Origin of the sequence: Agromyces seonyuensis, assembly GCF_009789225.1 — a bacterium.
GTDB classification, from domain to species: domain Bacteria; phylum Actinomycetota; class Actinomycetes; order Actinomycetales; family Microbacteriaceae; genus Agromyces; species Agromyces seonyuensis.
Genome location: NZ_WSTA01000021.1, coordinates 19,043 through 41,701, shown reverse-complemented (window position 1 = coordinate 41,701; position 22,659 = coordinate 19,043). Strand labels below are relative to the sequence as shown.

Annotated in this window: 26 protein-coding genes; 22 read left to right on the top strand and 4 right to left on the bottom strand. The window is 71.4% G+C overall.

All coding sequences use genetic code 11. From position 1 onward, the window contains the following. Positions 1-68 precede the first annotated feature (68 nt). A complete protein-coding gene (locus GB864_RS06625; protein WP_336603900.1) occupies positions 69-797 on the bottom strand; it encodes a M50 family metallopeptidase in 729 nt (242 codons plus the stop codon). A 185-nt stretch (positions 798-982) separates the two neighbouring features. Between GB864_RS06625 and gad the strand changes: the two genes are divergently transcribed. The 7 genes from gad (at position 983) to GB864_RS06590 (ending at position 6,821) form a co-directional block, all read left to right on the top strand. Beyond that, positions 983-2,350 carry a glutamate decarboxylase gene (gad, locus tag GB864_RS06620; protein ID WP_160423557.1) on the top strand — a complete coding sequence of 456 codons (1,368 nt, stop codon included), beginning with the start codon at positions 983-985 and terminating at the stop codon, positions 2,348-2,350. 12 nt (positions 2,351-2,362) lie between these two features. Next, positions 2,363-2,992: a YrhK family protein gene (locus GB864_RS06615; protein ID WP_160423556.1), complete on the top strand. Its 630-nt coding sequence runs from the start codon at positions 2,363-2,365 to the stop codon at positions 2,990-2,992. Between the two features lie 225 nt (positions 2,993-3,217). Further along, entirely contained in the window at positions 3,218-3,454 is a 237-nt protein-coding gene (gene rpmB / locus GB864_RS06610; protein WP_160423555.1) for a 50S ribosomal protein L28, read from the top strand. After that, positions 3,454-3,621, top strand: a complete 168-nt coding sequence (rpmG, locus tag GB864_RS06605; RefSeq protein ID WP_160423554.1) for a 50S ribosomal protein L33 — start codon at positions 3,454-3,456, stop codon at positions 3,619-3,621. Before rpmB ends, rpmG begins: the two co-directional genes overlap by 1 nt. A gap of 3 nt (positions 3,622-3,624) precedes the next feature. Further along, complete coding sequence (rpsN, locus tag GB864_RS06600) at positions 3,625-3,930, top strand: 30S ribosomal protein S14 (RefSeq protein WP_160423553.1); 306 nt, start codon at positions 3,625-3,627, stop codon at positions 3,928-3,930. Positions 3,931-4,208: 278 nt separating this feature from the next. After that, the gene (locus tag GB864_RS06595) at positions 4,209-4,496 is read left to right on the top strand and encodes an HU family DNA-binding protein (RefSeq protein WP_160423552.1); all 288 of its coding nucleotides are present in this window, start codon (positions 4,209-4,211) and stop codon (positions 4,494-4,496) included. Positions 4,497-4,823: 327 nt separating this feature from the next. Then, positions 4,824-6,821 carry a bifunctional copper resistance protein CopD/cytochrome c oxidase assembly protein gene (locus GB864_RS06590; protein ID WP_336603899.1) on the top strand — a complete coding sequence of 666 codons (1,998 nt, stop codon included), beginning with the start codon at positions 4,824-4,826 and terminating at the stop codon, positions 6,819-6,821. Positions 6,822-6,840: 19 nt separating this feature from the next. On the opposite strand, the gene GB864_RS18425 is transcribed toward GB864_RS06590, so the two are convergent. Beyond that, a complete protein-coding gene (locus GB864_RS18425; RefSeq protein ID WP_160423551.1) occupies positions 6,841-7,887 on the bottom strand; it encodes a hypothetical protein in 1,047 nt (348 codons plus the stop codon). Positions 7,888-7,926: 39 nt separating this feature from the next. Between GB864_RS18425 and GB864_RS18420 the strand changes: the two genes are divergently transcribed. Together GB864_RS18420 and GB864_RS06575 are read left to right on the top strand one after the other, a co-directional pair. Next, positions 7,927-9,234: an ATP-dependent DNA helicase gene (locus GB864_RS18420; protein WP_419672773.1), complete on the top strand. Its 1,308-nt coding sequence runs from the start codon at positions 7,927-7,929 to the stop codon at positions 9,232-9,234. A gap of 94 nt (positions 9,235-9,328) precedes the next feature. Next, entirely contained in the window at positions 9,329-10,615 is a 1,287-nt protein-coding gene (locus GB864_RS06575; RefSeq protein WP_160423549.1) for a serine hydrolase, read from the top strand. Positions 10,616-10,654: 39 nt separating this feature from the next. Here the strand turns inward: GB864_RS06575 and GB864_RS06570 are convergent, their stop codons facing one another. Then, positions 10,655-12,931 carry an LLM class flavin-dependent oxidoreductase gene (locus tag GB864_RS06570; RefSeq protein WP_160423548.1) on the bottom strand — a complete coding sequence of 759 codons (2,277 nt, stop codon included), beginning with the start codon at positions 12,929-12,931 and terminating at the stop codon, positions 10,655-10,657. A gap of 64 nt (positions 12,932-12,995) precedes the next feature. Between GB864_RS06570 and GB864_RS06565 the strand changes: the two genes are divergently transcribed. From GB864_RS06565 to GB864_RS06535, 7 genes are all read left to right on the top strand, one after another. Next, a complete protein-coding gene (locus GB864_RS06565) occupies positions 12,996-13,367 on the top strand; it encodes a winged helix-turn-helix transcriptional regulator (RefSeq protein WP_336603898.1) in 372 nt (123 codons plus the stop codon). A 77-nt stretch (positions 13,368-13,444) separates the two neighbouring features. Next, the gene (locus tag GB864_RS06560; protein ID WP_160423547.1) at positions 13,445-14,002 is read left to right on the top strand and encodes a hypothetical protein; all 558 of its coding nucleotides are present in this window, start codon (positions 13,445-13,447) and stop codon (positions 14,000-14,002) included. Positions 14,003-14,026: 24 nt separating this feature from the next. Continuing rightward, on the top strand, positions 14,027-14,791 hold the full coding sequence (locus GB864_RS06555) for a hypothetical protein (protein WP_160423546.1): 765 nt from the start codon (positions 14,027-14,029) through the stop codon (positions 14,789-14,791). Between the two features lie 101 nt (positions 14,792-14,892). Next, entirely contained in the window at positions 14,893-15,222 is a 330-nt protein-coding gene (locus tag GB864_RS06550) for a flagellar protein FlgN (RefSeq protein WP_160423545.1), read from the top strand. A 5-nt stretch (positions 15,223-15,227) separates the two neighbouring features. Beyond that, positions 15,228-16,475, top strand: coding sequence for a hypothetical protein (locus tag GB864_RS06545; RefSeq protein WP_160423544.1), 1,248 nt, complete (start codon positions 15,228-15,230; stop codon positions 16,473-16,475). Further along, complete coding sequence (locus GB864_RS06540; RefSeq protein WP_160423543.1) at positions 16,472-17,092, top strand: hypothetical protein; 621 nt, start codon at positions 16,472-16,474, stop codon at positions 17,090-17,092. Before GB864_RS06545 ends, GB864_RS06540 begins: the two co-directional genes overlap by 4 nt. Further along, positions 17,089-17,718: a hypothetical protein gene (locus tag GB864_RS06535; protein WP_160423542.1), complete on the top strand. Its 630-nt coding sequence runs from the start codon at positions 17,089-17,091 to the stop codon at positions 17,716-17,718. The genes GB864_RS06540 and GB864_RS06535 overlap by 4 nt, the downstream gene beginning before the upstream one ends. Before the next feature lie 16 nt (positions 17,719-17,734). Here GB864_RS06535 and GB864_RS06530 read toward each other — a convergent pair whose 3' ends face one another. Beyond that, positions 17,735-18,382 (bottom strand): HAD-IA family hydrolase, encoded by a 648-nt coding sequence (locus GB864_RS06530; protein ID WP_160423541.1) that lies wholly within the window; start codon positions 18,380-18,382, stop codon positions 17,735-17,737. A 151-nt stretch (positions 18,383-18,533) separates the two neighbouring features. On the opposite strand from GB864_RS06530, the gene GB864_RS06525 reads away from it, so the two are divergent. Genes GB864_RS06525 through GB864_RS06500 form a run of 6 tightly spaced genes read left to right on the top strand, consistent with a single transcriptional unit; the run spans position 18,534 to position 22,653 of the window. Continuing rightward, positions 18,534-18,821: a WXG100 family type VII secretion target gene (locus GB864_RS06525; RefSeq protein WP_160423540.1), complete on the top strand. Its 288-nt coding sequence runs from the start codon at positions 18,534-18,536 to the stop codon at positions 18,819-18,821. A 45-nt stretch (positions 18,822-18,866) separates the two neighbouring features. After that, complete coding sequence (locus GB864_RS06520) at positions 18,867-19,199, top strand: flagellar protein FlgN (RefSeq protein WP_160423539.1); 333 nt, start codon at positions 18,867-18,869, stop codon at positions 19,197-19,199. 2 nt (positions 19,200-19,201) lie between these two features. After that, positions 19,202-20,599, top strand: coding sequence for a transporter permease (locus tag GB864_RS06515; RefSeq protein ID WP_160423538.1), 1,398 nt, complete (start codon positions 19,202-19,204; stop codon positions 20,597-20,599). Then, positions 20,596-21,168, top strand: a complete 573-nt coding sequence (locus GB864_RS06510) for a hypothetical protein (protein ID WP_160423537.1) — start codon at positions 20,596-20,598, stop codon at positions 21,166-21,168. The genes GB864_RS06515 and GB864_RS06510 overlap by 4 nt, the downstream gene beginning before the upstream one ends. Continuing rightward, positions 21,165-21,791 carry a hypothetical protein gene (locus GB864_RS06505; protein ID WP_160423536.1) on the top strand — a complete coding sequence of 209 codons (627 nt, stop codon included), beginning with the start codon at positions 21,165-21,167 and terminating at the stop codon, positions 21,789-21,791. The genes GB864_RS06510 and GB864_RS06505 overlap by 4 nt, the downstream gene beginning before the upstream one ends. Next, entirely contained in the window at positions 21,784-22,653 is an 870-nt protein-coding gene (locus GB864_RS06500) for a hypothetical protein (protein WP_160423535.1), read from the top strand. The genes GB864_RS06505 and GB864_RS06500 overlap by 8 nt, the downstream gene beginning before the upstream one ends. Positions 22,654-22,659 lie beyond the last annotated feature (6 nt).

Sequence of the window (22,659 nt, the reverse complement as noted above, 5' to 3'; positions counted from 1 at the left end):
GTATCGAGACCTCGTGAGCTCTCCTCGCGGGCCGGGAGCGGCATCCTGCGAGGTCTCGATACGCTTCGCTACTCGACCAGCGGGTTCACGCCGAGGTCGCTCGCGAGCGTCCAGGCGGCGAGCGCCGTGCTGCCGGCGATGACCACGATGAAGACGAACAGCCAGACGAACGAGGGGATGCCCGTGCGGCGCGCGAGCAGCCAGGCGTCGGAGCTCTGCAGGTCGCGGCGACGCGCGTGCACGGCGAGCACGGCCCCGAGCCCGCGCCACGCGCCCACCAGGAGGGCCAGCCCGACGGCGAGCAGCGACCACGCCTGCCACTCCGGGGTCGCGAACAGCAGCAGGGCGACGCTCGCCGCGAGCGAGCCGACGACGATGCCGAGGCCGACCGCGTTGCGGATCACGAGCAGCGAGAGCACGAGCGCGACCGCGATGATCGCGAGCGCCGGCGCCTGCCAGCCCTGCGTGACCGCCCACATCAGCAGCGTCCCGACGATCGCGGGCGCGGGATAGCCCGCGATCCCGCTGAGCACGTGCCCGCGCACGCCGGCGCTCAGCATCTCGCCCGACTGGTCGGCGCGGATGCGGATGCCGCGCACGACACGTCCCGTGAGCAGCGCAGCCGACGCGTGGCCGAGCTCGTGCACGAGCGTCGTGACGAGGCCGAACCAGCGCCACGTCGCGCGGGGGATGCTGAGGGCGGCCGCGGCGACGACGATGACGGCGATCACGGTCCAGGACAGGGCGACGGGCGTCGTCGGGGCGACGAGCGCCCACAGATCGGGGGAGTCGGGCACCAGAGCATCCTGCCCGATCCGGCGGGACCGTCGGACATCGCGCGCTCGCCCGAAGCGTGTTCGCAGCGACGGGCCGGGCGGAACCCTCGGACCGCATCCGTCCCGGCGCCGCCGCGCCTGGTGTAGCTTTCGGCGCGTCGCGACCCCGCACCGGGGTCGCGCGAGTTCGCGGCCCGGGGGGAACCATGAACGAAGACGAAGCACTGACGCCCTTGTTCGCTCGGATCGGCGAAACGGGGACGGCGAGATACACGCGGATGCCCGACGGCGAGCTGCTCGCCGAGACCGCGTACCGCATCGTGCGCGACGAGACGATGCTCGACGGGAACGCGCGGCTCAACCTCGCCACATTCGTCGGCACGTGGATGGACGAGCACGCCGACCGGCTGTACCACGACTCGTTCGACAAGAACATGATCGACAAGGACGAGTACCCGGCGACGGCGGCGATCGAGGAGTACTGCTGGCGCATCCTCGCCGACCTCTGGAGCGTCCCCGACCCGTCCGACGTCATCGGCACCTCCACCATCGGCTCCTCGGAGGCCTGCATGCTCGGCGGGCTCGCGCTGAAGCGCCGCTGGCGGGCCGCCCGCGTCGCGGCCGGCAAGCCGGCAGACAAGCCGAACCTCATCATGAGCAGCGCCGTGCAGGTGTGCTGGGAGAAGTTCTGCAACTACTTCGACGTGGAGATGCGCTTGATCCCCACGACCGACGAGCATCCGATCATGGACGGCACCGGACTGGAGGACGTCGTCGACGAGAACACCATCGGCGTCGTCGTGCTCATGGGCGTCACCTACACGGGCGCGTACGAGCCCGTGGCCGAGATCGGCCGCATCCTCGACGGCATCCAGGAGCGCACCGGTCTCGACATCCCGATCCACGTCGACGGCGCCTCCGGCGCGATGATCGCGCCGTTCCTGCAGCCCGAGCTCGAGTGGGACTTCCGCGTGCCGCGCGTGCAGTCGATCAACACGTCCGGGCACAAGTACGGGCTCGTCTACCCCGGCGTCGGCTGGGTGGTGTGGCGCAACACGGCGGCGCTGCCCGAGGAGCTCGTGTTCAAGGTCAGCTACCTCGGCGGCGAGATGCCGACGCTCGCGTTGAACTTCTCTCGACCCGGCGCGCAGGTGCTGCTGCAGTACTACCGGTTCGTCCGGCTCGGGCGCATCGGGTTCACGGCGATCCAGCTCGCCTCCCAGCGCGTCGCCCAGTTCCTCTCGAAGGGCGTCAGCGAACTCGCACCGTACGAGCTGCTCACCGACGGCAGCGACATCCCCGTCTTCGCGTGGCGCATCAAACCGGGCTACACCGACAAGTGGGACCTGCATCACCTCTCCGAGCGGCTGCGCATCCGCGGGTGGCTCGTGCCCGCCTATCCGCTCTCGGGCGAGCAGACGGACCAGACGGTCATGCGCATCGTCTGCCGCAACGGCCTCAGCCGCGACCTCGCCGAGGACCTGCTGCGCGACATCCGCACGGAGACGGCCTACCTCGACGAGCTCGAGCAGCCCATGCCGGAGGCGGGCATCAAGACCACCTTCCACCACTGAGACGGAGCGCGGATGCCTCGCGTCGTCGCGCGGACCACTCGACTGCGTCGCGAGGCCTGGGGCTTCGCGACCGGGTCGTGCTGCTTCTTCGTGGCCGCGCTGCCGTGGTTCGCCGCGTGGGCGGGGCCGGTCGGAGCGGGCTGGGTGTTCTTCGTCGGCTCGATCCTCTTCACGGCGGCCGGGTTCGTGCAGCTGAGCCTCAGCGGTCGGCGACCGCCGCGACCCGGCACCGAGCCCGCCGACCGTGCCGATTGGTTCGCCGCGGCCGTGCAGTTCGTCGGCACCCTTTGCTTCAACGTCAGCACCGGCGTCGCGCTCGCGGCGGCGATCGCCGATCCGACCCGCCTCGGCGCGGGCTGGCGGCCGGATGCGGTCGGCTCGATCGCCTTCCTCGTCGCGAGCGCGCTGGCCGTGGTGGCCACGCGGGACCGGGGGAGGCTCTGGGATCCGGATGCCCGCACGTGGCACGGCACCTGGCTGAATCTGCTCGGCTCGATCGCGTTCGGCGTCTCGGCGGTCGGCGCCTACGTCGTGCCGACGACCGACACCCTGCTCAGCGCGTTCTGGGCGAACCTCGGGACGCTCATCGGCGCGCTGTGCTTCCTGGCGGCCGCGCTGCTCTCGCGGCGGGCCGCGGAATGACCGGGCGGATCGGCGTCCGGGCGGGCCTGGTGAAACCCTGAGGGGATTCTCGTCGCAGCGCCGCCTCTGGTAGGCTCTCCCTTTGGCTGGGCGCTTCCACCGTCCAGACCGTGGACATTCCCCGTATCTAGCCGAGTCGTTCGAAGCGACGAGGGTGGGGCGTGTCCGCCGACAAGTGATCTTGGGAGGAGCCGTCCGGCTCCTCGGTACTAGGAGGAAAGACCAATGGCAGCAGTGTGCCAGGTGACTGGAGCCGTTCCCGGCTTCGGCCACGCGATCTCGCACTCGCACCGTCGCACGAAGCGTCGGTTCGACCCGAACATCCAGAAGAAGACGTACTACGTGCCGTCGCTTCGCCGTAACGTGACCCTGACGCTGTCCGCCAAGGGCATCAAGGTGATCGACGCGCGCGGCATCGAGTCCGTCGTCAAGGACCTTCTCGCACGTGGGGTGAAGCTCTAATGGCTAAAGCGCAGGACATCCGACCGATCATCAAGCTTCGGTCGACCGCCGGCACGGGCTTCACGTACGTGACGAAGAAGAACCGCCGCAACAACCCCGACCGACTCGTGCTGAAGAAGTACGACCCGGTGATCCGCAAGCACGTCGACTTCCGAGAGGAGCGTTGATCCATGGCTAAGAAGAGCAAGATCGCGCGCAACAACCAGCGCCAGGAGATCGTCGACCGCTACGCGGCCAAGCGCCTCGAACTCAAGAAGGCGCTCATTGACCCCAACGGGACCGACGAGTCCCGCGAGGCGGCCCGCAACGGCCTCCAGAAGCTCCCCCGCAACGCGTCGCCGGTCCGCCTGCGCTCGCGCGACGCCATCGACGGCCGCCCCCGCGGTGTGCTCTCGAAGTACGGCATCTCGCGTGTCCGCTTCCGCGACATGGCGCACCGCGGCGAGCTGCCCGGCATCACCAAGTCGAGCTGGTAAGCACGCAGCAGCGTCCGAAGGGGCGCCGGTCGGATTCTTCCGACCGGCGCCCCTTCGCCGTTTCCGGGCCCGGTGTCGGAACCGACACGGGTGCCGGTGTTCGCGGGCGGCGGACACGCGGTGGCGAATGCCCTCGGAACGCCGGAAATCCGCGTGTTTCCGCGCATCTCTGTTACATTCGAGGCGGCCGTTCGGCCAGGGGGATGCGGGGCGGAATACCCGCGCCGCTCAACAAGGAATTGCTGAACAAGCAGTGAAAGGTCCGAGGAGGACACTCAATGGCTGACAAGTCGCTGAACAAGACCGAGCTCGTCGCGAAGATCGCGGCCTCGACCGGTCAGAGCCAGGCCACCGTCGACGCCGTGCTCGGCGGTCTCTTCGCCGAGCTCGCCGACGCCGTCGGCTCGGGCACGAAGGTCTCGATCCCGGGCTGGCTCGCCGTCGAGCGCACGTCGCGCGCCGCGCGCACCGGTCGCAACCCGCAGACCGGCGCGACCATCGAGATCCCGGCCGGTTTCTCGGTCAAGGTCTCGGCCGGCTCGAAGCTCAAGGCCGCCGCGAAGTAATCTCGCCACGCCCGGACGGGGCGCTCGGACTGCGGTCCGGGCGCCCCGTTCCGCGTCCACTGCTGGTCGAGTAGCGAAGCGTATCGAGACCTGATGAGCCGGCGTCGCGGTGCTCTCGCTACGCTTCGCGTCTCACCCGCTGGTCGAGTAGCGAAGCGTATCGAGACCCGATGAGCTGACGTCGCGGTGCTCTCGTTACGCTCCTTCGTCGCCACTCGACCAACGGTCCGCACGGTCGACCTCGAGGGGCGCCGACTCGACCGACGGAAACCCGGTACGACCGCTCGGCCAGGGAACACGCAGGCTGCGGGCGCATAGGCTTGGCCGGTGCCCCGATCCGTCCGTGTGCTCGGCCCTGCCCTGCTCGCCCTCGTCGCCCTCGCCGTCCTCGTCGGCGGACTGGTGTTCGGCGGCGGCGCGGCACCGCTCCCCTTGCAGGACCCGGGCCCCGTCGTGCGCTGGGGACTCCCGGTCGCGAAGCTCGGCGTCAATCTCGGCGCCGCGGGCATGCTCGGGGCGATCCTCCTCGCGGTCTTCGCACTCAGCCCGAAGAAGGAGCGGGAGTACGGCCTGGCGCTCGACGTCGCCGCCGGCTCCGCCGGACTCCTCACAGTGAGCGCGGCCTCGGTCGGCTTCTTGAACTTCCTGCTCGTGACGGGCAAGACCGTCACGTTCGACTCGACCTTCGGCTCCTCGCTCGGCGTCTTCCTCACCGAGATCGAGCTCGGCCGCGCGTGGCTGCTCGTCACGCTCGGCGCCGCCGCCGTGACGGTGCTCGCGTTCGCGGTGCGCAACCAGGTCGCGGTGCTCTTCCTCGGCGTCCTCGCCGTCGCGACCCTCGTCCCGATGGTGCAGCAGGGCCACGCCGCCTCCGCAGGCAGCCACAACGCGGCGATCGCCGCCCTCGGCCTGCACATCGTGTTCGCGGCCGTCTGGCTCGGCGGGCTCGTCACCATCGTCATCCTGCAGCGGCAACTGGATGCCCGGCGCCTCGCCGTCGTCATGGCCCGCTACTCGTCCGTCGCGATCGTCTGCTTCGTGGTCGTCGCGATCTCGGGGTACGCGAGCGCCGCGATCAACGTCGGCGCGTGGGATCGGCTCGGCACCGACTACGGGATCATCGTCATCGGCAAGGTGCTCGCCCTCGTCTCGCTCGGGCTCTTCGGCGCGCTCTGGCGCACGCGGCTCATCCGGCGCCTCGACCGTGTCGCCGCGGACCCGGCGAAACGGGCATCCGGCCTCGGCACGTTCTGGACGATCATCGTCGCCGAGCTCGCGTTCATGGGCATCGCGTCCGGCCTCGCGGCGGCCCTCGGTCGCACCGCGAGCCCCGTGTCCGACGACACGATCGCTGCGACGACGACGCCCGCCGAGATCCTCACCGGCTCCCCGCTCCCCCCGTGGCCGGACTGGTACCGCTACTTCACCGAGTGGGACCTCGACCTCATCTGGCTGCTCGCGGCCGGTTTCGGCATCTTCTTCTACGTCGCGGGCGTCATCCGCCTCCGCCGGCGCGGCGACAAGTGGCCGATCTACCGCACGGTGCTCTGGGTCGCAGGCCTCCTGCTCCTCGTCTACATCACGGGCGGCGGCGTCAACGTCTATCAGGACGTCCTCTTCTCCGCGCACATGGGCGCGCACATGGCGCTCACGATGGCGGTGCCGGTGCTCCTCGTGCCGGGTGCGCCCGTGACGCTCGCGGCGCGGGCCATCCGCAAACGCGACGACGGTTCGCGGGGCGGCCGCGAATGGATCCTGTGGGCGGTGCACACGAAGTTCGCCCAGGTGGTGGCGAACCCGATCGTCGCAGCCGTCGTCTTCGTCGGCTCGCTCTGGGTCTTCTACTACACGCCGCTCTTCCGCTGGACGATGGTCGACCACATCGGCCACGAGTGGATGATCGTGCACTTCCTCATCTCGGGGTACCTCTTCGTGCAGTCGCTCATCGGCATCGACCCGGTGCCCTACCGGCTGCCCTACCCGTTCCGGCTGCTGCTCCTGCTCATCACGATGGCGGCGCACGCTTTCTTCGGCCTCGCGATCATGATGGCGGAGGGCCTGCTGCTCGCCGACTGGTACGGCGCGATGGGGTGGGGCACGGATGCCCTCGTCGACCAGCAGCTCGGCGGCGGCATCGCCTGGTCGATCGGCGAGATCCCCACCCTGGCGCTCGCGATCACGGTCGCGATCCAGTGGTCGCGGGCCGACGAGAAGGAGACGAAGCGCCGCGACCGGCACGCCGACCGCACCGGCGAGGCCGAGCTCGAGGCCTACAACGCGCAGCTGGCCGCCGTGGCCGAGCGCGACGCGCGCCGCGGGGACTGACGCCGCCGCAGCCGGAGCCTCACTGCAGCTGCACCTCGATGCCGCCGTCGGCGTTGATCGTCGCACTCAGCGCGAGATCGAACGGGTGGTCGGACTCCTGCTGCTCGGTGGTGCCGTCGAAGAGCGACTGCACGAGCACCGAGAGATGCGCGACCCCCTCGGTCGGCGGCATCACGAAGGCATCCTCCCCGGCAGTGAGGGTGACCGTGGGCATGGAGGCGATGGTCCACGTCGGATCGCCGATGACGCGGTCGTCGATCTGTGCGCCGAACGGGCATCCGGTGGGTTGGAGCACCTGCTGCGAGGTGCACTCGTCGACGAGGTACGCCTCGACCTGCTCCTGCACGCGATCGACGAACTCGGGGGTCGGCTGCAGGTCGAGGGCGACCGCCCCCTTCGTCGCGGGCTCCGCGGTGTACTCCTCGTCGTTCGCGGAGACGAGCGTCGTGGACGACTCGAAGACGTAGCCGGCGGGGGCGACGACGAGGTACGGGGCGCTCTGCGTGAACGCCGCGAGGTCCTCACCCGTCTTCGCCGCGCGGGCGTCGAGCGTGAGGTCGCCGACCTCGAAGGAGTAGCCGTGCTGCACGTCGACCTGGACGACCGCGAGCGGGCTGACCGCGAACGCCCAGCGGTGCAGCACGCCGTAGAGGGGGTCGATGGGCTGCACGAGGAAGGAGTTCTCGAGGATGCTGTCGCCGATGCGGTACGAGACCGACACCGTGTGGGTGCCGTCGTCGTTCGCGACGTCGTCGACGATCTCGACGTCCTCGGGCGCCTCGGCGACCACGCCGGAACGCAGCATCGCGCGGGAGGTGTCGGCGGGCACGCCGAGGGCCTCGAGTTGCGACGTCGTGACGTCGACGCCGGGCGTCGCGACCGCGGCCGCGATGTCGTCGCGGGCGATGGCGGAGAGGTAGCGGTCGACGAACTGGCCGGCGCCGTAGACCGTGCGGTTGAGCGCCCAGAACGAGGCGAAGAACGCGCCGACGAGGAGCGCCGCGAGGAGGGCCCAGCCGATGATCGCGGGCGCGCGCCGCGTTCTCGTCCGTTCCCTCGTCCCCACCCGGCCAGTGTACGGATCCAGCCGGTTACAGTGGCTTCCGTGTCGGGATCGGTGGCGCTCAGTCGCGAGCAGCAGGCGGTGTTCGACGCGATCGAACGCACCCGGGAGCACGTGTTCGTCACGGGCCGCGCCGGTACGGGCAAGTCGACCCTGCTGAACCACCTGAACTGGAACACGGCCAAGCAGATCGTCATCTGCGCACCGACCGGCGTCGCCGCCCTGAACGTCGGCGGCCAGACGATCCACTCGCTCTTCCGACTGCCGATCGGGGTCATCGCCGACCACGTGCTCGAGCAGAACGACGCGACCCGCAAGCTGCTGAACGCGATGGACACCCTCGTCGTCGACGAGGTCTCGATGGTGAGCGCCGATCTCATGGATGCCATGGACCGCGCACTGCGGCAGGCCCGCCAGAAGCCCGACATCCCGTTCGGCGGCGTGCAGGTGGTGCTGTTCGGCGACCCGTACCAGCTCGCCCCCGTGCCGCCGCGCGACCCGCACGAGCGCGCCTACTACACCGACACCTACCGCTCGATGTGGTTCTTCGACGCGAAGGTGTGGAACGAGGCGTCCCTGCGGATCTTCGAGCTCGGCGAGATCCACCGCCAGTCCGACGAGCAGTTCAAGCACATCCTCAACGCGGTGCGCCACGGCCAGGTCGACGCGGAGATCGGCGGCATCCTCAACGGCATCGGCGCGCGGCGCCCGATCCCCGAGGACGGCGCGATCACGCTCGCGACGCGCAACGACGCCGTCAACCGCATCAACGCGGCGCGACTCGCCCGGCTCCCCGGCCTCTCCAAATCCAACGAAGCCGAAGTCAACGGCGACTTCATCGGCCGCTCGTACCCGGCCGACGAACGGCTCGAGCTGAAGGTCGGCGCGCAGGTCATGTTCCTGCGCAACGACGTCGCGGTGACGGGCGAGGGCCCGCGCTGGGTCAACGGCACGATCGGCACCGTGGTGAAGCTCAAGCGCGAGGTGCTCGTCGACGTCGACGGCGAGATCCACGAGGTCGAGCCGGCCACCTGGGAGCAGTACAAGTACCGCTGGGACCCGGGCGCCAAGAAGCTCGAGAAGGAGATCGTCGCCGAATTCATCCAGTTCCCGCTGCGGCTCGCCTGGGCGGTCACGATCCACAAGGCGCAGGGCGCGAGCTATGACACGGCCGTCATCGACCTCGGCGCCCGGGTCTTCAGCCCCGGCCAGACCTACGTCGCGCTCTCCCGGTTGACGAGTCTGGGCGGGCTCTATCTCGCACGCCCGATGCGGCCGAGCGACATCATCGTCGACGAGCACGTCGAGCGGTTCATGGCCGGCGCCGAGCGGGAGATCGCGCCCCGCTGAGCCGTCCCGGTCGGTCCTGGCGGCGCCTCCTGGACACGCCGGTTCTGCGGGTTACACTCGCAGGACAACGCACGCGATCAGCGAGGGGGGCTTCGTGGCGGACCGCCTGGGGGGCGGCGCGCGCGCGGGCGGCGGTTTCGTCGTCCTCGTCGCCGCACTCATCTCACTCGTCCTCGTGGGCTGCACGTTCGGGCCGCCGCCGAAGGACGTGGACGCGCGTTACGACCAGGTGCAGGGCCGGTTCGCCGGCGACCTGCCCGACCAGCTCCAGGGGCTGCTCGACGCAGGGGTGCGACTGAGCGGCTCGAGCGGGGGGATCGCCGGCGTCTGGGTGCCCTGGGCCGGCGAATGGAAGTCGGCGAGCGGCACCGTGAGCTTCGACGAGGGCGCCGCGCCGGTCACGCCCGACATGGGATTCCGCGCGACGACCGCGACGGGCCTCATCACCTGCACGATGCTGATGAAGGCCGTCGACGACGACATCCTCGCGCTCGACGAGCCCGTCGCGGAGGTGGTCTCGGGGCTGCCGAACGTCGGCGACATCACGCTCGGGCAGCTCTGCCAGGGCACGTCGGGCCTGCAGGACTACTACGCCGATCTGAAGGGCAACTTCCTCGGCAACCCGGAGCGGCGCTGGTCGAACGTCGAGCTCGTCTCCGACGCGCTCGCGTCGTCGCGCACGGGCGAGCCGGGTGCACGGTGGAGCTACTCCCGGGCCGCGATCCTGCTCGTCGCGCTCGCGCTCCAGGAGTCCACGGGCAAGAGCTGGTCGACGCTCGCCGACGAGTGGGTGTTCGAGCCGCTCGAACTCGAGGCCACGCGCTTGCCGGGCGACGACGAACTCGAGCCCGCCGGGGTGCTCGGCGGCTACGCCACTCCTGGCGGCGACTGCGCCGTCGTCACCGACCTGCGCTCGCAGTCGCCGACGATCGGGGGTGCCGCGAGCGGGGCGATCACCGACCTCGACGACCTCCGCGTCATGACCCAGGTGTTCGCGCAGTCCTCCCTGCTCTCCGACGAGTCGGCCGCAGCGCAGTGGGCGACGACGGTGTCGATGGGCGACGTCGGCTGGCAGCAGTACGCGATCGGCGCGGAGACCTACGGGCCGCTGCGCGGCACGACGGGGGAGCAGCTCGGCACGCTCACCGCCGCCTACAGCGACCCGGAGTCCGGCCTCACGGTCGTCGTCACGCTCAACAATGCGACCTCCGGTCCGAAGTTCGTGCGCGAGCTCGCGTTCGCGCTCGTCTCGCTCGCCTCGAAGGCGGCGCCCGCCGAAGGGCGGACGGCGCCGGCGGTCGGCCTGCCGTTCGCCCTCGACCAGACCAAGGCGCACCTCAACTCCTACGCGAAGTGCCCGCTCCCCGAACCGGCCGGCTGAGCCCCGCGTCCACGGCGGCCGTTCGGCCGGCTGATCCGCTCACACGGTCGGCCGGATGTTGAAGTTGTCGCGGAAGACGTTCTCGGGGTCGTATTCCGCCTTGAGCGCCCGCAAGCGCTGCAAGGTCGGCGCCGGCCAGGCGGATTCGACGGCCGCGAGGTCGCGGCGGGTGTCGAACGAGAGGTAGAGCCCGTCGAAGTAGCGCGCGAAGTGCGACCAGTGGGCATCCAGCCGGGCCGCGTTCGAGCCGATCGCCGAGGCGGCGAAATTCGCCGAACGGTTCGCGTACGCGGTCGCGTCGTCGGGCACGTCCGCGACGGCGCCGCCGACGCTGCGGAGCTGGAAGAAGTGGGTCGCCCCGCTGCGCACGAGCTCGGCGAAGCGCTCGGCGAGCTCGGGGGTGAGGTGGGTGATGAGCGCCGAGCGGGAGACGGGGTCGCCCTGCCCTTGGTGCGGTCCGGCGGCGGCGTTCGAGATGACCTGCCGGTAGGTGGTCAGCGCGACCGACTGGTCGACGAGCGGCGCGATCTCGGCGAACGGCTGCAGCGCGGCGAGGATCTCGTCGGCATCGCCGGAGTCGACGACCGCCATGACCTGCGCGTAGAGCGGCTGGCCGCGACGCGGAGCGCCGAGCAGCACCTGGCTCGTGAGGATGCGCGGCGCCGCCTCGACCGCGGCGCCGTACGCCACGAGGAACTCCGCGGTGTCGTCCGCGTCGAAGACGAGCTGGGCGAAGCCCACCTCCCCGACCTCGTCGGCCTCGAACTCGAACGAGGTCGCGATGCCGAAGTTCGCCCCGGCGCCCCGCACGGCCCAGAAGAGGTCCGGATGCTCGTCCTCGGAGACCCGGACGAGGGTGCCGTCGGCGAGGAGCACGTCGGCAGCGCGGAGCTTGTCGATCGTCAGGCCGTGCTCGCGGGCGAGCCAGCCGATGCCGCCGGCCGTCGCGAGGCCGCCGACGCCGACCCCGCCGTAGTCGCCGGAGGAGAGCGCCCAGCCGTAGGGGGCGAGGGCCGCGGCGACGTCCATCCATCTGGCGCCCGGTCCGATACGGACGAGCCGGCGCGACTCGTCGATCACCTCGATCGAGTCGAGCGCGCCGAGGTCGATGACGATGCCGCCGTCGTTGGTCGAGCGGCCGGAGATGCCGTGACCGCCCGAGCGGATGCTGAGGGGGACGGTCTCGAGCACGTCCTGGGCGCGCGCGAAGGCGAGCGCCTCGCGGAGCCCGTCGACGTCGTCGGGCCGCAGCACGAGGCCGGGCGATCCGCCGCGCATGTACGTGCTGCGTACGTCGGCGTAGCCGAAGTCGCCCGGTTCGACGGCGCGCTCGGCGAGCCGCGGGGGGATGGACTCGTAGTCGATACCCGGCCGCCGGGCGGCGAGCGCCGAGTTCGAGCGCACGGCCCCGGTCTCGGTGCCGGCCGTGCGCCGTTCGGCGGCGACGGCGTCGCGCAGCGCAGGGGCGACCTCCTCGGCGAAGACCTGCATGGCCCGCGGGTCGTCGCCGGCGAGGATGAACGTCGAGACGCCGTGCTCCACCGCCAGGGGCAGCAACTCCTCGACCCACTGCGCGGGCGGCCCGTCGAGCAGTCCGCCGCGGCGCTCGCCGAAGCGCCCGCCGACGTTGAGCAGGCGCCGGATCTCCCGGGGGTCGCGGCCGGCCTTGACGGCGGCCCCGTCGATCGTGCGGTTGGCGGGGGCGAGCCCGTCGACGCCGAGGTAGCCGAGCGAGGGCAGCCAGCCGTCGGCCTTGCGGCCGATGAGGCGAAGCATCCGGGGCTTGAGGGCGCCGACCCAGATCGGGATGTCGTGGGCGGGCGCGGGGCCGCGCTTCGCCCCCTTCGTCTGGTAGTGCTCGCCCGGGTAGGTGAAGCCGCCGCGCTCGCCGGCGGACCAGATGCCCTGGATGACGTCGATCGCCTCGTCGAGGGCTTCGACGCCCTGACCCGGAGTGCGCGTCGGCCCGCCGAGGCTCACGACCGCGTCGTTGAAGCCGCCGGTGCCGAGGCCGAGCTCGAAGCGGCCGTCGCTCAGCAGATCGAGGCTCGCGCTCGCGCGGGCGAGGACGCCGGGCGGGCGGAGCGCGAGGTTCAGGACGTTGCCCGAGACGTGGATGCGCTCGGTGCGCGCGGCCACCCAGCTCAGCAGCGTCCACGTGTCGAGGAACGCCGGCTGGTACGGGTGGTCCTGGAACGTGGCGAGGTCGAAACCCACGTGCTCGGCATGCTGCGCGAGCCGGACGGGCTGGTCCGGGTCGGCGTTGACGGGGGTGATGAACGTGCCGAAGCGGAGGTCGTGGCCGTAGTCGGGCATGTCTCGATCCTCCCCCCGAGGTCTGCACAGGAAAAGTACCGCGTGAGCGGCTTACGATACGTGAGTGACTGACCAGTGGATGCATATCGACGACGAAGCGTGCCGACGCTTCCAATCGTCCGTCGAGACCGTCGGCCGGCGCTGGAGCTCCGGCATCCTGCTCGCCCTCGCCCGCGGCGCGAACCGGTTCAGCGAGATCGTCGCCGCCGTCGACGGGCTGAGCGACCGCATGGCGGCCGTCCGGCTGCGCGAGCTCGAGGCCGCGGCCCTCGTCATCCGCACCGTCGTGCCGACGACCCCGGTGCAGGTGCGCTACGCCCTGACACCGCGAGGCCGCTCGCTCATGGCCGCGATGACGCCCCTCGTGCGCTGGGGCATCGAGGACGCGGAGACCGACGCGGCCGGGTTCGAGGAAGACGAGCGCCGCACGGCCTGACGGGGCGTCGCGACGCGCCGGATCACGATTCGGCGGCGTGTCCCCGCCGCACGGGCGGGAACGGCTTAGCGTGGAGCATGGGCCGCACACCGGGGAACGCACCGAGATCGACCGTCGTCGCACTCGTCGGCGCCGACCGCGAGCGGCTGCTCGCCGGCCTCGACGATCTGCCCGCGCTGCTGGCGCTCTCGCTCCGCGAAACGGATCCGGCAGTCGCCGCGCACCTGCTCTCGGGCGCCCGGACGCCCTACGTCGTGCACGACGCCGATCCGCTCGAGCACGTCGCCGCCGCCTGGGTCGAGCTCTACGACGAGCGCTCGACGCTCGGGGTGCTCGAAGCGGAGGTCGAGGATGTACTCGGGCGCTTCGCCGCCGGCGAGGCCGTCATGCCCGACTACTACGTCGTCGCGGGACCGCAGGACCTGCCCGGCACCTGGAAGCACTGGTGGCTCGGCGCCCTCGCGCACCGCGCCCCCGAACGGGTCCTGCCCGTCGAGCCGACGCTGCCCGCGCTGCGAGCGCAGCTGAAATCCCTGCCCGCATCGCGCTCGTGGCCCGAACCCGCCGACTGGCTGCCGCGGCTGCCCTTCGACGTCCCCGATCGCGTCGGCCTCCACGACCCGCCCGGCGCCTGAACGGCGGGTCGTTAGGATGCTCCGGTGACTGCAGTGCACCGGACCGCGACGGACTACGCGCACTCGATCGTCGCCTCGGGCGACCCCCTCGACCAGCGCGCGCTCGAAGCAGCGCAGTTCGCGAGCCGACCTGAGCCCGCCGCCGCCCTCGCAGCAGCCACCGAAGCGCTCGATCGGGAGCCGCCGCGCCACGACCTCGCGCTCGGGGTCCTCGAGGTCGTCGTCGACTTCCTGCCGGTCCTGATCCCCGGCGTCCTCTTCGTCGCCGGCACGTTCGACGGCCCCGTCCCGGCCGGCGCCCTCATCGCGGTCGCCGCGCTGAGCCTCGTCGTCGCGGTGCGCCGGGTGCTCCAGTGGCGACGTGCCGACTGGCACGGTTCGCCGCGCGAAGGCGTCCTCGCCGCGGTCGGCGCCGGCTTCGGCGCGCTCACCGTCGTGCTGACCGCGCTCACGGTCCCGACGACCCCCGTGTCCGGTGCACTCGCGGCGATCGCCGCTGCGCTCATGACGATCGCAGAGGTCGTCGCGTTCGTCGTCATCCGGCGCCGATCCGCCGCCGCACCGACCCCGCCCACCGCAGCCGACGCCCTCCGCGCCTCGCTCGCGGCGCTGTCCGACCGCGACCGCGCCGACCTGGCGGCGGACCTCGAGCGCGCGACGGGCATCCTCGCCGAGCACGGCGTCATCGACGAAGCCGAGCGCTCCGACCTGCTCGCCGCACCCCTCGGCGGGCTCGCCCGCCGGGCGTGGGCCCTCGAAGTCCAGGCCCGCCGAGCCGCGCTCGGATAAGACCGCACGGCGCGGTGTGGACGGCGCGAGCCACCGCCTCGCCGTTCGCGATAGTGTCGCGGAGCGTTTGCCGTCCGGCGAACGCAGCAGAGAGGATGCCGATGGCCGACGTGCTGATCCGGTACGACGCGTTGAACGAGCTCAACGGGTCGCTCAAGCAGATCATCGTCGAGTTCGAACGCGCCGGCGATCGCTCGTCCGCGCTCGAGGACGCCATCGACCGGCCGTACGGCAAGGGCCGGCTGCGCGACGAGGCATCCTCGTTCGAATCCGGCTGGGACGACCGGCGCAGCGCGCTCACCGAAGACCTCCGCACCATCCAGGAACGGGTCCAGAAGGTGCTTACCGGCTGGGCGGACTTCGACGACCGGGCCTCCCGCAGTCTCTCGGTCTCGGTGGACGAGGTCTCGACCCTCCCGTCGGCGAAGTAACCGCCATGGATCGGTCACCGGGCGGGCATGAGATCTCCGTCGTCCTCGGCGACGCAGCCGCCATCCGCACGCGCGGGCGCGACATCGTCGACTTCGGCGAGCAGATGACGGGTGCGGCCGGCGTGCTGCGGGCCATGGCCGACGGCGCGGCGGCGCAGGAAGGCCTCTCGATCGAGCAGGTCGTCGAGGTCATCGGCGAGATCGACCGCGAACTCGCGCTCGCCGCCGAGCGGTACCGGCCCTCCGGCGCCGCGCTCGTCGTGTACGCCGACGTCCTCGCCGAGGTCCAGCGCGCGATGCGGCCCATCGTGGCGAGCTGCCAGACGGCGTGGGACGACTACGCCCGCGCCGAGCAGGCGAACACGCACGCGAAGCTCGCCCGGTTCGCCCCGATGTCGATCACGGTCGCCGCCGACCCGTCGGCGCGCGAGCTCGAGCAGCGCACCCGCGACGAGGACGCGGCGGACGCCCAGCGCGCCATGGACGACGCGCACGCCGACTTCGTCACGGCGGGCGTGCGATTCGACGGCGAGTACGAGACCTGGGCGAACGCCTTCGACCTCGCCGCCGATTCGATCCAGGACGCGACCGACGGCGGCATCAGCGACGGGTTCTGGGACGACGTCGACGGATTCGTCGAGGTCCTGCAGGTCGTGCTCACCTACGCGGGCGTCGTCCTGGCCATCGCGGCCTTCGTCATCGGCGGGCCGATCATCGCCGCGATCGGCGCCGTCGTCGCCATCGCCGCGCTCATCGCGACGACGTACCAGTGGCGTCGCGGCGACGCCGAACTCTGGGAAGTGGGCGTCGCCGTGATCGGCGTCATCCCGTTCGGCAGCATCGCGAAGTTCTCCGGGGGCTTCAAGTCGGGAGCGGTCGCCATGCTCGACGGCTTCACCGGCGGCCTCGGCACGGCCTCGGGCCGCACGACGCTGCGGCTGGCCGTCACCGGCTTCGACGACGTGTTCCAGACGTCGCGCGTGTTCGGCGCCGGGCGCTGGACGTCGCTCATGACCTCCTTCCGCGGCAGCTCGGGGCTCGACGACATCGCGGCGCGCCTCATGGGCATGGGCTTCGCCGACGAGGCGGCCGACGCGGCGACGAACGGCTGGGGCGCCGCCGGACTCGTCCTCGGCCACTACGGCTGGGTCGTGAATTCACCCGTGCAGCTCGGCAAGACGGTCTACGACTTCATCGCCGACCAGTCGGCGGATCGCCAGGTGGAGACGTGGGAAGGCCAGCTCGCCTCGTGACCGGCCGACCCTCCCTCCGCGACGAGCTCTCCGGCGGCGCGACGCCGACGCCCCCGTATGCGCTCATGCTCCCGTCGGGCTGGCGCGAGTTCGCGGCTTCCGCCGACGCCGAGCGGGAGCTCACGGGACTCGTCGCGAATCGCCTCCGCGGCGAGCACCGACCCGACCTGCTCGCCCGGTACCGCGCCATGTCGGGGCGGGCGTTCGCCGGGATGCGCGGCGCCGGCGTGGAGCGCGTCTACCTGCAGACCGAGGCCTGGGGCGACGGGCTCGTCGCGCCGATGTCGATCACGGTCGCGGTGCGGGTCGGACCGGAGGGCGGCAGCCTCGACGGGATCGTCGCCGACCTCGTCCGCCGCGGCGCGACGGCCCTTCGCGGTGATCAGCGCTTCATCCGCCACGTCCAGGACGCCGAGACGGCGCTCGGCGGCCAGACCGTGCGGCAGCGCACGATCTCCTACCTCACGCCCTTCCCGGATCGGCGCACGCACGCGCTGCAGTTCACGACCGTCCTGCTGCTCCCGGAGCCCGACGACGACGGGGCGAAGCCGCTCGAGCGCGGGTTCGAGGAGCTGAGCGACGCCATCGTGTCGACGTTCGCATGGAGGCCCGAGTGAGTCTCCGCTTCGACCTCGACGACCGGTTCTGGGCGGTCGTGCCGAACCGGTTCCCCTTCGGCGACCACCTGACGCCGGAGGCGTGGGCGGGCTCGATCGTCGCCCGCAACGCCGACTCGCGCGGCACGGCGGATCCCGCCGTCGACGTGCGGGCCCACGACGTGGCGCGCGCCGCGCTCGAGGCCGTGTCGGGCGACGACGAGCCCGGGCTCCTGTTCTGGCCGACGCCGCGGCCGGCGGCGGCGCTGTTCCACCTCGAGATCGCCGACCCGTTGCCGTGGGGCACCGATCCGCTCACCGTGCTGCTCGGCGACCTGCCCCTCGGGCTGCCGCCCGCAGTCGAGGATCTGCACGTCCCCGGTCTCGGGCGCGGCATCGTCGTCCGGGCCGTGCTGCCCGCGGGGGCCGGCGAGCCCGCGGTCGCACTCCTCGGCGCCCTCATCGACACGCCCGCCTTGGCGATCCGCATCACGAGCGAGCCGACGACCACGACGATGGCGGGACTCGCGGATGCACCGCTGCGGGAACTCCTGCTGGGGCTCCGCTCGGTCCCCGAGCCCGAGGCCGAGCCCGAGGCCGAACCCGAGCCCGGGCGGCCTGCCGACCCCGGGGCCGCCGTCGACTGAGCGCCGGCCCGGGCGGTCAGCCGATACGCAGCACGAGCCCGGCGTCGTCTACCTCGACTCGTACGTCGCGGTAGTCCGCGATGCGGGCGAGCCCGATGGTCGCGTCGGACTCGTGGTCGCCGACCACGACGACCGTCGCCCCCGCCGCGAGCCCGGAGCGGATGCCCGCCTCGGCATCCTCGAAGACGATCGTGTCGGTCGGATCGACGCCGAGCAGCGCCGCGCCGCGCAGGTAGGGGTCGGGCGCCGGCTTGCCCGCCGACACCGAGCCGGCGTCCACCACCGTCGCCCCGAGCGGCAGCCCTGCCGCCTCCATGCGGATCCGGTAGAGCTCGGGCGTCGCGCTCGTCACGATCGCGAAGCGGTCGGAGGGGAGGCTCGCGAGCAGCGCACGAGCGCCCGGGACCTCGCGCACACCGCCGACGTCCTCGAGTTCCATCCGCTGGAATCGGTCGTGCAGGGCGTCGAGGTCGGAGCCCTCGGGCGCGAAGCGCGCGATCGTGTCCTCCATGCGCACCCCGTGGGCAGCGGCCAGGACGACCTCCGGGTCGAGCCCCTGGTCGACGGCGAACCCCGACCAGATCCGCACGACGACGTCGAGCGAGTCGACGAGCGTGCCGTCCATGTCGAAGAGGAGGCCTCGTGCGGTGAGCGTGATCGTCATCGGATCGATTCTGCCGGTCCACGAGCGGGCCCGGTAGCGCGGCTCCGTCACCGGGGCTGTGGATGACGAATCGGCCGTGCGCTCGCGTCCCGGTAGGGTCGTTCCGGGTCGGCACCGACCGACCCCGTCACCCGAAACGAGGAGCAGGTACATGGCTGATTTCAAGGCGTCCTACGGCGAGATGGAAGCGATGTCGGGCAAGCTCGACAGCGGTCGTGAGGAGATCGGCGACGTGCTGCGTCGTCTCAAGAGCGATGTGGACCGTCTGTTGGGCGACGACTTCAAGACGCAGCACGCGTCGGGCAAGTTCGGCGAGGGCTACACGGAGCTCACGAGCGGTCTGGAGAAGGCCATCGAGGGCATCTCCGACATGGCCGACTCGCTGCGCAAGATGCAGCAGGCCATCAAGGACACCGACTCGGCGCTCGCCGGCAACTGACGCCATACCGGTGCTCCGGCACCGACTGACTGACGGGAGGCGCCGGTGTCCGGCGGAGTCGAGATCCCCTACGACGTGCTCAACAGGCTGAACGGTTCGCTCAAGCAGATCATCGTCGAGTTCGACCGTGCGGGAGCGCGCGGCGATGCGCTCGAAGCGGCGATCGGACGACCCTTCGGCCGCGGCGGCCTGCGCGATGCGGCCGGCAAGTTCGAGTCGGCCTGGAACGACAAGCGGGACACCCTCCGCGAGAAGCTCGAGGAGATCCAGCAGAAGGTCGACCAGGTCGGCAGCGGCTGGGCCGATTGGGATGCCGACGCCTCGGCGCAGCTGCGCGTCGAGAGCGGCGACACCACCCGACTCCCGAAGGCGGTGTGAGCATGGATCGCAGTCCCGGCGGCCACGAGATCATCCGGCTCGAGGGCGAGGGCCACGCGCTGTACACGCGAGGCGAGCAGATGCGCCTGCTCGGCGTGCAGATGGTGGAGTCCGCGAGCCTGCTCAAAGCCATCGACGACGGTGCCGAGGGCAAGGGGTACTCGATCGACTCGGTGCGCGACAGCATCGGGGAGATCACCGAAGACCTCCGCAAGGCCGGGGTGCGCTACGAGCCGAGCGGCACGGTCATCCGCGACTACGGCTCGGCGCTCTCGCAGGTGCAGTACAAGATCAACACGATCGCGGCGAACTGCGAGACCCTCTGGAACGACTACCAGACGGCGCAGAACGACTATTCGGACGCTTACGGCAACGGCCTGCCGCCGAGCGGCGCCGACGATGCGGGAGCCGCCGATTGGCAGCGCGACGTCGACGACGCGCGCACCGCTCGCAGCACCGCGCTGACCGAGTTCCGCACGGAGGCCGCGCTCTACGACGAGCCGTACGACACCTGGGAGACGGCGTACGAGATCGCGCTCAACGGACTCCAGGACGCGAACGAGAACGGCGTGACCGACTCGACGCTCGACGACTGGATGCCGTTCATCGAGGGCGCGCTGGTCGTGCTCGCCATCGCCGGGGCGGTGCTCGCCGTCCTCGCGATCGTCGTCGGCGGGCCGATCATCGGCCTGCTCGCCGTGATCGCCGGCGTGCTGACGCTCGCGTTCACGATCGCCAAACGCGTGGGAGGCCGCGGCAACAACTGGGACATGGCGATGGCCATCGTCGGCGTCATCCCGTTCGGCAGCCTCACCAAGCTCGGCGGCCTCTTCAAGGGCGCGTCGTCGTGGGCGGAGGCCGGCGCCGGATTCTGGGGCAGCACGAAGGGCATCGCGAGCGGGTTCGGCGGCAACTTCTGGACCTTCTCGAAGGGCTTCGGCGCCGACATGGTCGGACTGACGGCCTTCCGCGAGGCCCGAGGGTTGAAGGACTTCGCCCAGTTCCTCGGACAGCCGGTCGTCAACTCGGCGGGCAACGCCACGCAGAGCGCGAGCGTCCTGCAGCGCATGGCGGACTTCGGCGACAGCGTCCGCGACGGCCAGAAGGGCATCCAGGCCGCTTGGTCCCGCGTGATCGCCGGCCCGAACGGTGCGGGCATCCGCACGATCGCGGAAGCGGCGGACGGCGCGGGCGCCGCAGTGATCAACCGCGTGAACGGCGCGCTCAACGGCACGGCCATCGAGGGCATCCTCGACACGTCGAAGCTCCAGATCGCCCTCAACGTGACCGACACGATCGCCAAGCCGGGCTACGGCGTGCTCGAGCTGCTCAACCAGGGCATCGACCTGGTCGTTCCGAGCGACGCCGACAACTGGGCCGTCCAGATGGCGACGCCGTGACCCTCGGCAACGTCGGGATCGCCTTCTCGCTCGAGTTCGAGTCGCAGGTCTGGCTGGAGGTGCCGATCGCGTCCGTCCGGGACTCCCTCGACGCACGTCGAGCCTGGTGCCTCGACGCCGCCGGTCGCTGGCAGGTCGACCCGGCCTGGGAGTACGACCAGACGGCGCTCGCGGCCGTGCTCGAGGCGCAGCTCGATCGTCTCGACCCCTCGAGCAACGCCTGGCTGCTCTACTGCCCCCGTGGCCTGCCGGCGGTCGCCGGGTTCGAGCTGCATCTCGACGCACCCCAGCCCGGGCTCGACGTCGAGCAGGAAGTGCGCGCGCTGCGCAGTCTCGTGCCGATCCGGCCGGAGGCCGTCGTCGCTCGCGGTCTCGGTGCCGGCTTCGCCTTCAGCCGCCAGCTCGAGCGGGTGAGCGAGGACGATCCCGGTGTGCGTGCCGAGCTCGGCGCGGTGTTCAACACGCCGGACGCGTTCGTGTTCGCGATCGCCCGAGGCGATGATCCGGCGTCGCTCGTCGCCATGGCACCCGATTTCTGGACCCTCGTGGAATCGATCGTGCTCGGATGACCGCCTCGCCCAACGACGTGCCCGACTTCCAGCTCGTGCTGCCGGACGGCTGGACCAGGATCCGGCCGGATCTCGCCGGCGAGCAGGAGGCGATCAAGCGCGCCTCGGCCGCCCTGCGGCGCTACGCGCGCCCCGACCTCGACTTCGAGTTCCGCCTGCTGCTGAAGAGCGCGTTCCGGCGACTCGAGGAGTCGCGGGCGGTGGCGCTCTTCGTGCCGACGGATCTGCCGGGCGACTCGGTCCTTCCGATGTCGATCACGGCCTCCGTGCTCGTCGACCCGGCCGGGGGAACCCTCGACGCCGCCGTGTCCGATCTGTTCCGCGGCGGCGCGACGATGCTCGGGGACGACACGTCCGTCGTCCGTTGGGAGCGTTCGGTCCGCGGTTCGGCCGAACTGCAGGGCGCCGACGTCGACCAGCTCAACTACCTGATCCCCATCCCCGGCTCGGGCCGGCGTCGCGGGCTGCTCTTCTCGACCTCGATCCTGCTCGACCCCGAGGCGTCGAGTGCGTCGGATGCCGACGCGGACGGCGTCGACGCGGTCGCGGGCATGCGACTGTTGAGCGACGCGATCATCGCCACCTTCGCGTGGCGCATTCCGGCAGGAGGCCGACATGACTGACCCGACCGCCTGGGCGAAGGGGATCTCGGCCGACGAGCCGCTCGACCGCGTGCTCTCGGGCATGGACTACGAGCTCCTCTCCGACCTGCCGAAGGTGCGCGTGGACGTCAGCGCCGCCCGTCACGACGTGCTCGAGGCGGTCGGGCGCGTCCCGGCCGGTCAACCGCTCCCGTCGGCGGTCGCCAGGCGGGTCGAGCGCGGCTTGGGGCGGGCGCGCCGCGCGGTCGCGAAGCTCGACGTCCCGCAGTTCGAGCGGCTGTCCGCCGACCGCGATGCCATGGTCGGCGTGCTCAGGCAGCGCGGGATCCTCGACGACGCCACGGCCGAGATCGTGCGCGAGGAGGCGCCCGGTGTCGGCGCGCTCGCGGTCGCAGCCGGCCCCGGGTTGCGACCCACCGAACTCGCGCGCCGCGACCCCGCCCCTCGTCCCCTCGCCGATCCGCCCTCGGGCGCTCCCGACCCGGGCGCGGTGTGGGGCATCGTGGTGCTGGCCCTCGCGCCGCTGCAGATCCTCTGGGCGGTCACGGGCATCCTCCCGTACGACGTCACGACGTGGCTCATCACGATCCCCGTCCCGATCGCCGCCGGCATCCTGGCAGGCAGCGGCCGACGCGCGCTCCGACGCGCGGATGCCGGCGACGGCCGGCTCCGGTTCGGCGGCCTGGTCGCCGTCGCCGGTCTCGCCGGCTTCACCATCCTCGTCACGCTCGCGTGCGGGTTCCTCGACTTCCCCGATGCGCTGCCGATCGCAGGGGCGCTGGCCGCCGGCCAACTGCTCGCCTACGTCCTCTGGATCGGGATGGCCGACATCGAGCGCAAGAAGGTGCCGCAGCGTCGACCCGTGCCCGAGGCGCGTCGGTAACGACGG